The organism is Mesobacillus jeotgali, assembly GCF_900166585.1.
Lineage (GTDB): Bacteria > Bacillota > Bacilli > Bacillales > Cytobacillaceae > Mesobacillus > Mesobacillus jeotgali_A.
The window spans coordinates 236,726-251,267 of the sequence record NZ_FVZC01000009.1 but is presented as its reverse complement, the minus strand read 5'-3'; the positions used below and the strand labels follow the sequence as shown (position 1 = coordinate 251,267).

Here is a 14,542-nt window from a genome sequence, read left to right as displayed (position 1 = left end):
TTCTGCGGGCGGAGTTGCAGTTTCGGAGTTTCTAGGAGGCGACACTAGCCAAACGTCTCGAGGGGCTTGGCGCTGTAGCTGGACAATTCTTAAAGTGAAAGATTTACTATTTCTGATGCTCAATGTTTGAAAGGGAAGGGATTCTCCCTTCCCTCCCATCCTGATCCTATTTTTTCAGCCACCACTTGGAGATTTCGTAAAAATCATCCTTCGCGTGGAATACATAGCCTTCCAGATTAGCCGGCATTACCCTGTGGACATTTGGATAGTACAGGAATGTGTAAGGCTGGTCTTCTGCCAGCATCTTATAAATTTCTGCATATGCTGCTTTGTATTCATCCTGGTCCAGAATCTGTTTCGCTTCTTCCATCAGCTTATCTGCTTCAGGATTTGAGTACCAGACGAAGTTCAGGCCTTCCTTCATCTGACTGGAGTGGAAAATATCATACTGATCCGGGAATGTTGATAAGCTCCATCCAAGAACAAGTGCGTCGTATTTCCAGTTTGGAGCTGAGATTTGCTCGATGAACGCGCTCCATTCGACGATTTCAGGTTTAGCTTCAATTCCAACTTCCTTCAATTGTTCTTGGAGGACTACGACAATGTCTTCCCTTACTTTGTTACCCTGGTTCGTTTTTACTGTGAAGGAGAATTTCTTGCCGTCCTTATCAAGAATTCCGTCACCATCAGTATCCTTCCAGCCAGCTTCAGCCAGCAAAGACTTAGCTTTCTCTACGTCGTATCCGAATTTCGGAACATCATCGTTATAAGCAAAGGAAAGTGGACTTTCCGGAACATCTGCAACTTTACCGTCTCCGTTCATGACAGAACTAACGATTGCTTCCCTGTCAATAGCGTGAGTGATTGCCTGACGGACCTTTTTATCTTTGAAAAGCTCATTTTTCTGGTTATATCCAAGATATGTGTAAGAAAGGCCTAGACCTGATTCCACCTTAACACCAGGGAATGACTTGACAGTTTCGATGTCTGTCCCTGGCACGCCAGCTGCAAAGTGGATATCACCCGCCTGGATTTGAGCAATCATCGCATCCATATCTGGAACAATTTTATACGTGAGTGTATCTAGGTATGGGCGGCCTTTGAAATAATCATCAAATGCCTCTACCTTTACATACTCTCCGTCTTTCCATTCAACGAATTTGAATGGACCAGTACCAATTGGGCTTTTCGTGTTGAATTCGTGCTCGCCAAGATCTGCAACTGGAACATCTTTAAGGATATGCTCAGGCAGAATGTAATAACTCAAAGAAACAGGATAGAAAGAAGCATCCTTCTTGCTCAGCTTGAACTCGACAGTATAATCATCAATTTTTTTGACAGATTCCATTGCTTCGAAGGCCGATCCCCGCTCGCCATTGTAATCAGGGTTTTTTGGGATGCTGAAGGTGAAAACGACATCATCTGCCGTGAACTCTTCCCCGTCATGCCATTTAATCCCCTTTTTCAATTTAGCTGTAAATGTCAATCCATCTTCAGATATATCGATTGACTCAGCCATGCTCAGTGTCGGGTTAAATTCGGTATCAGATGATACAAGGCTGTCATAAATGAATCCTTCTATGTCAGAGCTGGATGTATCTGTTGAATAAAGCGGGTTGAAAACGGTCGGTGCACCAGTTGAACCAATGATTAAATCTCCGCCCTTCTGTGGTCCTGCAGCCTCTTCTTCTTTTTTTCCGTCATCTCCCGGAGTTTCTTTAGGGTCCTCTGCATTATTTCCTGTACAAGCAGTAAGGAATATAGACAGGATCAGGGTAAGACTGATTAACAACCATGAAACTTTTCTTAATTTCACATTATTTCCCCCTTAAATATTTACTATTTTTTAAGACAAGCTGAAAGGTGTTTCTATCTCCTCCCTTCAAATCATGCAGCTGCCCTATGTATATAGATGGCAGGCAACAAAATGATGGCTCTTGACTTCTTTGAAGTCAGGATTCACTTGTTTGCAAAGGTCAAATGCAGCTGGGCACCTTGTATGGAAAACACACCCTTTGGGTGGATTTGATGGACTTGGGAGCTCGCCTTTCAAGATTATCCGCTCCCGTTTCATGACACCTTTCTTCCTGGGAACCGGTACAGCTGACAAAAGTGCCTGAGTGTAGGGATGAAGGGGGTCTGCATAAAGCTCTTTTTTTGAAGCAAGCTCCATCATTTTCCCTAAATACATCACCCCTACCCTGTCACTAATATGTCTGACAACGCTAAGGTCGTGAGAGATAAAGATATAGGTAAGCCCAAATTCCTCCTGAAGATCCTCCATTAAATTGATGATTTGTGCCTGAATCGAAACGTCCAGTGCAGAAACGGCTTCATCAGCTATAATCAATTCGGGGTTTAAAGCCAGGGTTCTGGCTATCCCGATTCTCTGCCTCTGTCCTCCGGAAAATTCATGTGGATAACGATTTATGAATGAAGCATTCAGACCGACCTTTTCTAATAAACTCTCAACATGTTCGTCACGTTCTTTGCTTTTATAGAGGTGGTGGGTATCGAGCGGCTCCCTGATGATCGATCTCAAAGTTTTCCTGGGATTGAGAGAAGCAAATGGATCCTGGAAAATCATCTGGATATTTTTGCGTACATCTTTTCGCAGGTCACTCTCTGAAAGATGGGAGATATCCTTGCCATTAAAGATGATTTTTCCATCGGTAGGATCGTAGAGCCGGATAATAGTTCTGCCGACCGTCGATTTGCCACAGCCCGATTCTCCGACGATTCCGAGCGTTTCTCCTTTATTCACCTTCAAATCTATTCCGTCGACAGCCTTTATATGACCAACTGTCTTTTGCAGCATACCGGATTTGATAGGGAAGTGCTTCTTTAGGCCTTGTAATTCAAGCAAAGTTTGGGAGCTATTCTCCGATGATTTATTTTCTAGTGACTCACTTGCTGAGATCATTTCACCAACTCCTTCCCATCATGTAAAAAGCAGCGTACAGACCGAGTGCTGTATTTCCTCACTAACATTGGCATTTCAGCGAAACATCGGTCAAAAGCATGTGGGCAGCGGGGAGCGAAACGGCAGCCTTTTGGCAAATTTTCTGGAGATGGTACATTCCCTTCTATTGAGGTAAGTCTAGCGTGATCCTCGTCTATCGATGGGATAGAACCCATCAAACCATTCGTGTAAGGATGGAGCGGATTTTCAAATAGATCCTCCACTATTGCCTCTTCCACAACCTGGCCAGCATACATAACGACGACCCGGTCTGCTACTTCAGAAACTACACCAAGGTCATGGGTAATAATCAGGATAGCGGTATCGAATTTGGTGCTTAGATCCTTCATTAAATCTAATATTTGCGCCTGGATTGTCACGTCCAGTGCTGTTGTCGGCTCATCGGCAATCAATAGCTTTGGGTTGCAGCTCATCGCCATCGCTATCATTACCCGCTGGCGCATTCCTCCCGACAGCCGATGTGGATAATCATTTATAATTTCCTTTGCACGGGAAAATCCCACTAGTTCCAGCATCTCGATCGCCTTTTTCTTGGCCATTGCATGAGTTAATCCCTGATGGTATGTCAGTACTTCGGTGATTTGCTCCCCGATCGTAAGAACAGGATTCAGTGATGTCATCGGTTCCTGAAAAATCATTGAAATATCATTGCCGCGGATCCTGCACATCTCTTCCTCACTGGCTTTAGCAAGGTCCTGGCCATTAAAATGGATCTGCCCGTCCACAATTTCCCCGGGTGGATTAGGAATCAATCGCATAATAGATAGAGAGGTGATACTTTTTCCAGAGCCCGATTCCCCTACCAATGCGACAGTTTCTCCTTTGTTGATTACAAGATCTACTCCGTCCACTGCTGGAATCACTGTCTTTTTCCTTTTAAAATAGGTTTTAAGATTCTTTAGTTCCAATAAGGCTGTCACGATTCTTGCACACCGCCTATCCTAATGAAATTGATATAAAGAGAATTGACTTTTTACCCAGTAAAAGATTCTGATAATTATTAATTATTAGAAACCAACTCCTTTTATTACACTTTCATTACTTTTTTTAAGCCGTTTTTCCGTACTAATTTTGTTTAAGTGTGCTTTTTGAAGGAATAATACTTTTTCAGAAAAATAGATTTGGGCTTTATTTCCAAGAAGAAAACGACAAGAAGATAGATTGTGATGGCAGTTTCTTTGAGGAAATACCAGTTAACATTACGAACCGCATGCAGGAAAATTTATCGATTCGATCCATTCGGGGAGATTAATCTTGTTCATTCAGGGGTAATGCCACACTTCTGCTTTTGCAAACAGTCAATGAGTGTTGTCATTAGCCAAATGGCAGTCCAGAGAATTAACGGACAAAACAAAAAGCAGAAACCCTCAAATTCAAAAGGGTTTCTGCTTTGATATAGGGAGGGATTTCCCTCCATCTTGATTATGCGTCGTATTTTCGGAATGCTATTGTGGCGTTGTGGCCTCCAAAACCGAGGGAGTTGCTGATTGCTGCATTTACCTGCTGCCTGCGTGATGTATTTGGAACATAGTCCAGGTCACATTCAGGGTCTGGTGTTTCAAGATTGATGGTCGGCGGCAGAATTCCTTCCTTCAGGGCCAGGACTGTGAAGATTGCTTCGATTCCTCCAGCTGCGCCTAACAAATGGCCTGTCATCGATTTTGTTGAACTTACTGCCAGCTTGTATGCCTGCTCGCCAAAGACTGTCTTGATTGCCATCGTTTCGTATTTATCATTATACTCTGTGCTTGTTCCGTGCGCGTTAATATAACCGACCTCTTCTGGAGCAAGGCCTGCATCATCAAGTGCCATTTTCATCGCTCTTGCTCCGCCCTCACCTTCTGGAGCTGGTGCAGTAATATGGTATGCATCTCCAGTTGCTCCATAACCTACGATTTCTGCGTAAATTTTAGCTCCGCGTGCCAATGCGTGCTCTAATTCTTCAAGAACGACAATTCCCGCTCCTTCACCCATGACAAACCCGTCGCGGTCTTTATCGAACGGTCTGCTTGCTTTCTGTGGATCATGATTTGTAGATAATGCTGTATTTGCACAGAATCCAGCAAAAGACATTTTTGTGATTGGCGCCTCTGCTCCGCCAGTTACCATCACATCTGCATCGCCGCGCTGGATGACCTTAAACGCATCACCAATCGAGTTTGTCCCAGTTGCACAGGCTGTGACTGTACAAGAGTTGAATCCCCTCGCACCAAGGGTGATTGATACTTGTCCTGTTGCCATATCAGGAATCATCATTGGCACGAAGAACGGGCTGACCCTGCGGTACCCTCTGTTCATGAATGTTTCATGCTGCTGCTCAAATGTCTCCATTCCGCCAATACCGGATCCGATCCATACACCGACGCGCGGTGCATTTTCGTCCGTTATTTCTAGAGCGGCATCTTTTACAGCCATCAAGGATGCGGCCACCGCGTAATGAGTGAAGCGATCCATTTTCCTGGCATCTTTGCGGTCCATGAAGTTTTCTACGTTAAATTCTTTTACTTCAGCTGCTACCTTTGCAGGGAAGTCATCTGCATTTAGTCTTGTGACGGGGCCAACACCCGATACACCTTCCACGATATTTTTCCAGGTAGTTTCTGCATCATTGCCCAGAGGCGTCACAGCCCCAATTCCGGTAACTACTACTCTGCGTTTCTCCATCATTATTGCATCTCCTTTATCTTATCTCTTTTAAAATCGAGTCAGTGTTGTTGTGATTAATTACCCCAGCGCATGGCAATAGCGCCCCATGTCAATCCTCCGCCAAATCCGACCATAACTACTACATCGCCATCCTTGATTTTTCCTGCTTCAAGTTCTTCAAAAAGGGAAATAGGGATTGAAGCTGCAGATGTATTTCCGTACTTATGAACTGTCTTTGACATTTTTTCAATTGGAAGCTCAAGCCTCTGACGAGCTGATTCCATAATCCTGATATTTGCCTGGTGTGGGATCAGAAAGTCCACATCCTCTTTTGATAGCCCGGCTTTTTCAAGGACATTGATACTGCTTTCACCCATCTGCCTTACTGCAAACTTGAAGACCTCCCGGCCGTTCATCACAATATAATCGTCCTGGTAAAGGAACTTTCCGCCAGATCCATCTGAACCCAGTTCGAATGAAAGCACCCCTTTTCCATCAGGAACAGGTCCCATTACAACAGCCCCGGCACCATCACCAAACAGTACAGCGGTATTACGGTCGTTCCAATCGGTGATTTTGGATAGTTTCTCTACACCAACTATTAAAACATACTTATAAGTACCTGCTTCTATAAATTGCTTGGCGGTGACCATTCCATACATGAAGCCGGCACATGCGGCACTCACGTCCATGGCAGCAGCTTTTTTTGCACCAAGCTGAGCCTGAAGCATGCATGCTACTGTAGGGAAAGGCTGATCAGGCGTAACTGTCGCTACCAGTATCAGGTCTAGATCCTCAGCAGAAATACCAGCATTTTTGATGGCCTCTGCTGCAGCACGATAGGCTAAATCAGATGTATCCATATCATCCCCGGCAATTCTTCTTTCTTCAATGCCAGTCCTTGTCCGGATCCACTCATCCGAAGTATCCATCCTTTTTTCTAAATCAAGGTTTGTTACAATATTTTCTGGTAAATACCGCCCAACCCCAGTTATCCCTGCATTCATGGGATCCATCTCCTTTTAATTTGAATTCTGTCTATTTAGAACAACTAATATTATCAATTATTATGACTTGGTACTAATTTTATCAGAAACCATTCGTTTACTGCAACTGAAAAATTAGATTTCCACTCTTGCCCTAGTCCAGATGACCAGATTTTTCATAGACTGACAGTGAGACATTCCGTCTATATCTGCAAAAGGATTAGAAGTAGAGAAAGGTGTGAATATCAATGGGAGATGAATGGGAAAACGACCTGTTTGGTTTTAAACACAGAAATGATCCTGAAGTCAGCGCAAAGCATGATAGGGATCATTTCGACCGCTTCATGTTTGGCGGTACGAGGAATATTGAGGAACAAAGTGAGCCTCCTGCTGAGCAACCTTCCCCCTTGAGCAAGTATCTTGAGAGGATTGATTTAGATGAAGTTATGTTCCATGTTGATACGCTGATTACTTCAGCTAAGGAGCTAAAGCCGCTTTTGGGCAAAGTCAGGCCAATCTTCGACCATTTCATTGAAAAAAATAAAAGCTGAGGCGCGCCTCAGCTTTTCCTGTACCAGCTTATTCTTTTGATGCATCTGCTTTTCCCAGTTCATATGCTTCGTTCATCACGTTAGTAAAAAGCGTAAAGAACGGCTGCAGGTTGTCCATTGTCAACTCGATACCTGCTTCCTGCAGTTTCTGCTGAGCTTCCGGAAGATATTTCATGGCGATTTGCATAAATTCCATCGTTTTATCGTTGTTTTGCATGTTTATTGCCTCCTATTGTCTAGAATTACTGATTGGGTAGTTTACCGGTGTCTTTATAAGTATTGATATAAGAATTCATTTTTTTTCGATATTCAGAATCGACAAGAGGGCTGAATTTGCCCAGGGTAATCACACCGTCCTGAAAATCGAATGATAAATTGCCTGATTTAAGATCACCATTATTGTACTTCTCAGCAGTTAGTTCATACAAGTCATCAACATGCTGGACAGTACTTGTTAAAACGGTGGACTCACCAAAATCCGACTGGTCAGAAATATATCCAATTACATAGAAGCCTTTGTCCTTTACTTTTTCAATTACGGGAACATTATATCCATCACCAGCAGGGTATATTACATCAGCACCCTCACTTAAAACATCATCGAGAACATCCATTGCTTTCCTTTGGTCATCCCAGTGACCCACATAGCGAATGTCTATCTTCATGTCCTTATTTTCAAAAATAGCCCCATCATAGAAACCTTCCACTTCAGGCTGCCATTCATATGCCGCTATTATTCCAACCTTGCCGGTTTCGGACATATGGCTGGCAACCATACCTCCAAAGAAACCCATGGCATAGCCCTTAAAATTCAGGCTTGTCGAATTTTTTGTCCTAGCATCACCGTTAAAACTAATAAAATGAATATCAGGATATTTCCCTGAAATCTTATTGAAAAAGGCAGCGTACTCGTTGCCATGGCCATAGATGAGGTTCACACCTTTACGGTCAAACTCCTTGACAGCTTCCTCTACCAATTCTTGTGAATTCATGCCTTCTTTGAAAAAGACATCAACCCCCAAACCGGCCTGAATTTGCAAAAGTCCACGATATCCCTTTGTCCCCCACACCTGATCATCTATTGTTTCAGGCACCAGCAGACCGACTTTCTCCACCTTGCCAGTTGCGAGAGGTTGTCCGCACCCTCCGAGCAAAAGAAGGCTTAACAATATCAGCCCGAAACGTTTCAGCATCCGATGCATCTCCTTTATGCGCCACTGTGCAAATATCATTTTCAACCTCAGTGTCCGCTTTTTAAATGGAACCGATAAAAAGAATCTTTTACCATTTTACTCTGTGGAGTATCGTTTGAAAAGTGATTTATGGAAAATCCCTTCAGACTCTGCTGTTCTGTATCCTGAAATATTGCTCCCTTTGTTTGCTTAATCCCCTGCTCACTTCTTCATTACTGGCCACTTTACTAAATTTAATGGTCTCTTTAAAATTTGGCTTTGCTACACAGCACCCAGGCATTGCAGGTTCCTTGCCAAGCAATTCCCTGACGCATGCTTTCCACCTGCCTGAATCTCCACTCGAGAGTAAAAACTGCCCGTGCTTGCCTGATTCAGCCATTTCCCTAATCGATTTTACCGCATCATCAATGTACAAACAATCATCCGTCCACTCCAATTGGCTGACGTCAGGTAATTCACGGATTTCATTCGATGAATGGTTCATCACCTGCTGAAAAAAAAACTTCCCAGGCTGCCAGGGACCATAAATGGTCGGAAGATAGATTGTCAGAATGGAAGGAAGTCTATTGTTGATAAAACGGTTCAATTCAACACCTGCTTTTTCAAGTTTCGCATTTTTCTGGGCAAAATAGGCAGGAAGGACCACTACCGTACTCATCTCTTTACTGTTGCGGAACTCCAGTTTAGTTAAAAGTGTTTCCAGAAAATCAACTGTACGATCCTCATCTAGAAACGCTTCAAACAAAGTAATAAAAAGAAAATCTTCGGTCTCAACAGCTTGCCAATCTAATAGACTGGTTTCTATAAAGTTGGCATTCCTGCCGATTTCCAGACGTTTTTCTTCTGTATAATAATCCTCTCCTTCACCTGCAGGATGGATTCCTTCTACTTCAATTCCAATATCGAGCATGTGCCGACATAGACTATAACCTATAAAATCGTACACTCCAAAAATTGCTGCCCTTTCCATTTGAATTCCTCCTTGCAAATACTCTCTTGTATCCTATGAATCTAATATTAAAAATATTTACAAGGAGTTATAGGACTTGCTCATGTTTTGATAAAAATTGGACGATTTGGTTCCCTAACTGAAGCTTCTTTTCTGGCAAGACATAGGTTATCGTAATAGGAAGACTGGCTTTTTCCCATTCTGCAGACATTTCTTTGATGATATTTGATTGCTTATAGGCTCTGTTACCAGACAGTACGTGAATAATTTTTACTGGTGTATCTTTATTGAATATATCAGCACCGTTACCCGCTTGATTAAGTTTTTGAAGAAGAGTCTCGATGTCCGTTTCGTAGGCTGTTTCAAGTTCGGCTACAAGCTTTTTGTAAAAAAACTTGTTTTCTTTCTCTTGTGCCAGATGCGTATGCAATGAGAGGATTGGATTAATAAGGACCAATGACCTTATCTTATAATCACTATGAGCCAATAGCTTCAAGGCAATTAATGCCCCCATCCCTTCTGCTACTACATGGAAGGAAGTATTCAAAATTTCATTGCGGACTATATGACTGCATAATCTCATCGCCAGATCAACAGCCTTTTCACTTCCCCAATGCCTGCCATATAGATTTGAATAGAAAACAGTGTATCCTTCCCTCTTCCATATGTTCAGCATTGAACGTTTACCTTCATTCTGTGTCCAGAAACTGCTTGCACCGTTCACAAAATGTCTTTCATCTCCAATAGCCAGGATACCGAAACCATTTGGTCTATCAGGGTAATGGATTACATTCCATTCGGTATCCAGTTTAAAGTTCCGGCTCTCCATTTTACCAGCCCCTTCCCTACAGATTATTCATATTACTGTATGTAATTTAATAAGAAATGAACGGGAGTTTGCCCATTTTTTTCACTAAACCTTAGAATCATTATGAAAGATTAGGGCCTGTTTAAATAAGGCGGGAACTCTGGAAAATGATTTTGATTCCTGTTACATCTATATAATAATACTCTGATACGGTAAATTGGAATGATAACGTGAAAACGCTTTTCATTTTGTTTAAATTTCATTTATAATTTAGATGGCTTGTGGTAAGATGAGAAAAGATTTAATAATGTTAGAGGTGAAAATCGTGAAATATTTCTGGACTTTATTCTGGACATTCCTTCTTGTTCTAATGCTTAATTATGTAGCCGGCGCTATGATTGGCGTTGGATTGGACTTGGTTCAAAGCACGATCATTGCTATTGTGGCAACAATTATCATTCTCGTGGTTCCTGCAGTCCTTCCCAACGGTTCTGAAGAAAAGCACGGTCATTAAGTACATAAAAAAGTCATCCACATGGATGACTTTTTTTCTTTCAGGGCACATGCTGTGAAAATGTTCGTCAGGCTGAATTTAACGTCTCTTACTGTATAAGTTTCAATTGAATATCATCATTATCTACGCCAATTTCCACCTGGCTTTTCTCTTTTATCCTGCCTGCTATAATTTCCTTTGCAAGCTTTGTTTCTACGGTCCTCTGAATGAATCGCTTCAACGGTCTCGCTCCGTAAACAGGATCAAAACCTTGCTCAGCTAAAAACTCTTTTGCCTCATCCGTGATATTCAGCTGAATTTGCTGGTCTGCCAGCCTTCCCTGCAGAGTGGAAACTAATTTTTCGACAATCATTTTGATTTCCTTCAATGCGAGAGGCTTGAAGAGAATGATTTCATCAACACGATTCAAGAATTCAGGACGGAAATGGCTGCGCAGCTGGGACATGACCCGGTCCCTTGTTTCGGGCGAGATATCTTTCGACCGATCCTGTCGCTCCAATAAATGATGCGAGCCAATATTGGATGTCATAATAATCACTGTGTTTTTAAAGTCGACCGTCCTGCCCTGTGAATCTGTTACCCTGCCATCATCCAGCATTTGGAGCAGGATATTGAATACTTCAGGATGCGCCTTTTCTACTTCGTCAAGAAGGATCACTGAATACGGGTTCCTCCTGACAGCCTCTGTCAGCTGACCGCCTTCCTCATATCCGACATATCCTGGAGGAGCTCCGATCAACCTTGAAACTGCATGCTTTTCCATATACTCAGACATATCAATTCGAATGATATGTTCTTCACTGTCGAACAATGACTGAGCAAGTGTTTTGGCCAGTTCTGTTTTTCCAACCCCGGTTGGCCCCAGGAAAATGAATGAACCAATCGGCCTGTTTGGATCCTTGATGCCAGCCCTTGCCCTAAGAACTGCATCAGCAACAAGAGACACAGCCTCATCCTGTCCGACCACGCGTTCGTGCAGAATTCTCTCAAGTTTGAGGAGCTTTTCGCGCTCTCCTTCAACCAGCCTCATCACAGGAATTCCTGTCCACCGTGAAACAATTCCGGCAATTTCTTCTTCGGTCACTTCCTCACGAAGAAGCCGTTCACCTTCGTTTTTGCTGACTTCCTGTTCGAGCTCTTTCAGTTCTTTTTCCAGAGAAGGAATACGGCCATGCCTCAATTCAGCAGCCTTGTTCAAATCATAATCATTTTCTGCCTTTTCCAGTTCACGGCGGAGCTTTTCGAGCATTTCCCGTTTTTCCTGGACCTTTTGGATCCCTTCTTTTTCCTTCTGCCATCTTGCTTTCATCCCATTTGCTTTTTCCCTTAAATTTGCAAGTTCTTTCCGAAGAGTTTCCAACCGTTCCCGGCTGGCATCATCTTTTTCCTTTGTCAAAGCCGCTTCTTCGATTTCTAACTGCATAACCCTTCTAGTCACTTCATCAAGCTCAGATGGCATTGAGTCTATTTCAGTACGGATCATTGCGCAAGCTTCATCAATGAGGTCAATCGCTTTATCTGGCAGGAACCTGTCCGTGATATACCTATCAGATAATGTGGCAGCTGCGACCAGCGCACGGTCATGTATATTTACTCCATGGTGGATTTCAAACCTTTCTTTCAACCCACGTAAAATCGAGACTGTATCCTCGACATCAGGTTCACGCACGAGTACCTGCTGGAATCTACGTTCTAACGCGGGATCCTTTTCAATATACTTGCGGTGCTCATCCAATGTTGTTGCTCCAATGCAATGGAGCTCACCGCGGGCCAGCATAGGCTTAAGCATATTACCGGCATCCATTGCCCCTTCTGTCTTACCGGCCCCTACGATAGTGTGGAGTTCATCAATGAAAAGCAGGATTTTCCCTTCACTCTTTTTCACTTCATTCAATACAGCTTTCAGTCTCTCTTCAAATTCACCCCGGAACTTGGCACCTGCAATCAGCGCACTCATATCCAGCGCAAAAACAGTCTTATCTTTCAAGCCTTCGGGAACATCCTTACGAACAATTCTTTGCGCAAGACCTTCCACGATAGCAGTCTTTCCAACGCCCGGTTCCCCAATCAATACGGGATTGTTTTTTGTCTTCCTTGACAGGATACGGATTACATTACGTATTTCGCTATCCCTGCCAATTACCGGATCCACCTTGCCTGAACGAACTTCCTCGACAAGGTCTCTTCCATATTTTTTTAAAACTTCATAAGTACCTTCTGGATTTGGTGAAGTCACTCTTTGATTCCCCCTAACCTCTTTGATTCTAGTTAACAATTTGGCCCTGGTTATGTCTGAGTTCCTCAAGAGAGAGCCCGTGTCAGAACCAGCAGTTTCGAGTGCCGCAAGCAAAACATGTTCCACGGAAAGATATTCGTCTTCAAACTGTTTCATTTCCTTTTCGCCTTGTGCCAAAACCTTTTGCAGCGTTGATGTAATATATAACTTTCCCTGCTCAACTCCACTTCCTGAGACTTGTGGTTTTTTTGCCAGGGAACGATTTAAGCGCTTTTTAAAATCCTCCAGATTTATTCCAATACCAGCGAGCAAAGATGCAGCCAGATTGCCTTCTTGTCCGAGTAAGGCCAGAACCAAATGTGTATCATCCACTTCCTGATGGTTATGTTGAACAGACATGGTCTGCGCTGATACAAATGCCTGCTGAAGGCTTTCTGTCATCCTATTCAAATCCAACCCAACCACTCCTTTGACCTTTTTTGACCTTTAGTTATATTATAATAAAAATTTCCATAAAGTAAAGCCATCCACATTGGATGGCTTATCGCTTTTATTTAAATTTTGGCATGTATGTCCAATGACGGTTGTGATTGGAGTTTTCAGGAAAACGATCTCCAGCTTTCAGCTTGATCTTTTGCGGGTTGTTGACATTGCTCCCTGTTTCTCCAATTTCAATATAAATACCATTGTTAGGCGCCTTTTGCCCTGCACGGAACTGATGACTCTGACCCATCTGCCTTCCTCCTTTATAAGTAATCCGGCTGTTATATTATTTACTTTTTTACATAAAGTATTAATGCCTAATTTATCCTTCCAAAAGAAATGATCATAAGTTGCGTTAGTTTGCATGAAAAAGGTACTGGATCGATACAATAAGGATAAAATTTGATGTAATTAAAGAGATACTTCTTGGCTTACAACACATCATCAATTCATCGTCAAACGTCCATCTTGAAATTGCTGAGCATTTACTTGCTTTAAAATAGATGACTTTGCGTTGTTTATGAACCCTGCTTTAAAGGTTCACGTATAGTATGGACCGCGGACCGCTGTTTTGTAGTAGGGCCAGGTGTTATTTTATTTTCTTATCAACAAATAACCCCCGGCTATTCCAATAACCGGGGTATTTTATGTGTATGAAGTTGACAACAAATGTCCTGTAGAAATCATTATTTTTTCGAGACAGTTTCGGATTAAATTATTTCTAGGGCTTATAAAATTTCTATGTGACCTTTTTCTGTTCTCGAGCTCCATTTGGGCTTATAGAATTTTTCTATGTGACCTTTTGTAGCTCCGAACTCCCTTTTGGGCTTATAGAATTTTTCTATGTGACCTTTTGAAGCTCCGAACTCCCTTTTGGGTTTATAGAATTTTTCTATGTGACCTTTTAAAGCTCCGAACTCCCTTTTGGGCTTATAGAATTTTTCTATTTGACCTTTTGTGGCTGCGAACTCCCTTTTGGGCTTATAGAATTTTTCTATGTGACCTTTTGAAGCTCCGAACTCCCTTTTGGGCTTATAGAATTTTTCTATGTGACCTTTTGAAGCTCCGAACTCCCTTTTGGGCTTATAGAATCTTTCTATGTGACCTTTTTCTGTTCTCGAGCTCCATTTGGGCTTATAGAATTTTTCTATGTGACCTTTTTCTGTTCTCGAGCTCCATTTGGGCTTATAGAA

General features: G+C 42.6%; 13 protein-coding genes. 2 read left to right on the top strand and 11 right to left on the bottom strand.

Annotated elements, in window-relative coordinates:
• Positions 1-166: 166 nt before the first annotated feature.
• The 5 genes from B5X77_RS11260 to B5X77_RS11240 form a co-directional block, all read right to left on the bottom strand.
• On the bottom strand, positions 167-1,816 hold the full coding sequence (locus B5X77_RS11260) for a peptide-binding protein (protein ID WP_079508089.1): 1,650 nt from the start codon (positions 1,814-1,816) through the stop codon (positions 167-169).
• 84 nt (positions 1,817-1,900) lie between these two features.
• Positions 1,901-2,923, bottom strand: coding sequence for an ABC transporter ATP-binding protein (locus tag B5X77_RS11255; protein ID WP_079508088.1), 1,023 nt, complete (start codon positions 2,921-2,923; stop codon positions 1,901-1,903).
• Complete coding sequence (locus tag B5X77_RS11250; protein ID WP_079508087.1) at positions 2,920-3,903, bottom strand: ABC transporter ATP-binding protein; 984 nt, start codon at positions 3,901-3,903, stop codon at positions 2,920-2,922. Before B5X77_RS11250 ends, B5X77_RS11255 begins: the two co-directional genes overlap by 4 nt.
• 502 nt (positions 3,904-4,405) lie before the next feature.
• Entirely contained in the window at positions 4,406-5,647 is a 1,242-nt protein-coding gene (gene fabF / locus B5X77_RS11245) for a beta-ketoacyl-ACP synthase II (protein WP_079510203.1), read from the bottom strand.
• Between the two features lie 56 nt (positions 5,648-5,703).
• A complete protein-coding gene (locus B5X77_RS11240) occupies positions 5,704-6,636 on the bottom strand; it encodes a beta-ketoacyl-ACP synthase III (protein WP_079508086.1) in 933 nt (310 codons plus the stop codon).
• Positions 6,637-6,863: 227 nt separating this feature from the next.
• Between B5X77_RS11240 and B5X77_RS11235 the strand changes: the two genes are divergently transcribed.
• Complete coding sequence (locus B5X77_RS11235) at positions 6,864-7,166, top strand: hypothetical protein (RefSeq protein WP_079508085.1); 303 nt, start codon at positions 6,864-6,866, stop codon at positions 7,164-7,166.
• Between the two features lie 28 nt (positions 7,167-7,194).
• On the opposite strand, the gene B5X77_RS11230 is transcribed toward B5X77_RS11235, so the two are convergent.
• The 4 genes from B5X77_RS11230 to B5X77_RS11215 form a co-directional block, all read right to left on the bottom strand.
• A complete protein-coding gene (locus tag B5X77_RS11230; RefSeq protein ID WP_079508084.1) occupies positions 7,195-7,383 on the bottom strand; it encodes a ComZ family protein in 189 nt (62 codons plus the stop codon).
• Positions 7,384-7,408: 25 nt separating this feature from the next.
• Positions 7,409-8,359 carry a BMP family ABC transporter substrate-binding protein gene (locus B5X77_RS11225; RefSeq protein ID WP_079508083.1) on the bottom strand — a complete coding sequence of 317 codons (951 nt, stop codon included), beginning with the start codon at positions 8,357-8,359 and terminating at the stop codon, positions 7,409-7,411.
• A gap of 142 nt (positions 8,360-8,501) precedes the next feature.
• Positions 8,502-9,329 (bottom strand): hypothetical protein, encoded by an 828-nt coding sequence (locus tag B5X77_RS11220; RefSeq protein WP_079508082.1) that lies wholly within the window; start codon positions 9,327-9,329, stop codon positions 8,502-8,504.
• Between the two features lie 67 nt (positions 9,330-9,396).
• Positions 9,397-10,137 carry an alpha/beta hydrolase gene (locus B5X77_RS11215; RefSeq protein ID WP_079508081.1) on the bottom strand — a complete coding sequence of 247 codons (741 nt, stop codon included), beginning with the start codon at positions 10,135-10,137 and terminating at the stop codon, positions 9,397-9,399.
• A 304-nt stretch (positions 10,138-10,441) separates the two neighbouring features.
• Here B5X77_RS11215 and B5X77_RS11210 point away from each other — a divergent pair, with 304 nt between their 5' ends.
• Positions 10,442-10,630 carry a YjzD family protein gene (locus B5X77_RS11210; RefSeq protein WP_079510202.1) on the top strand — a complete coding sequence of 63 codons (189 nt, stop codon included), beginning with the start codon at positions 10,442-10,444 and terminating at the stop codon, positions 10,628-10,630.
• Between the two features lie 88 nt (positions 10,631-10,718).
• On the opposite strand, the gene clpB is transcribed toward B5X77_RS11210, so the two are convergent.
• Entirely contained in the window at positions 10,719-13,322 is a 2,604-nt protein-coding gene (gene clpB, locus B5X77_RS11205) for an ATP-dependent chaperone ClpB (RefSeq protein ID WP_079508080.1), read from the bottom strand.
• 94 nt (positions 13,323-13,416) lie between these two features.
• Complete coding sequence (locus tag B5X77_RS11200) at positions 13,417-13,599, bottom strand: YjzC family protein (RefSeq protein ID WP_079508079.1); 183 nt, start codon at positions 13,597-13,599, stop codon at positions 13,417-13,419.
• Positions 13,600-14,542: the final 943 nt, after the last annotated feature.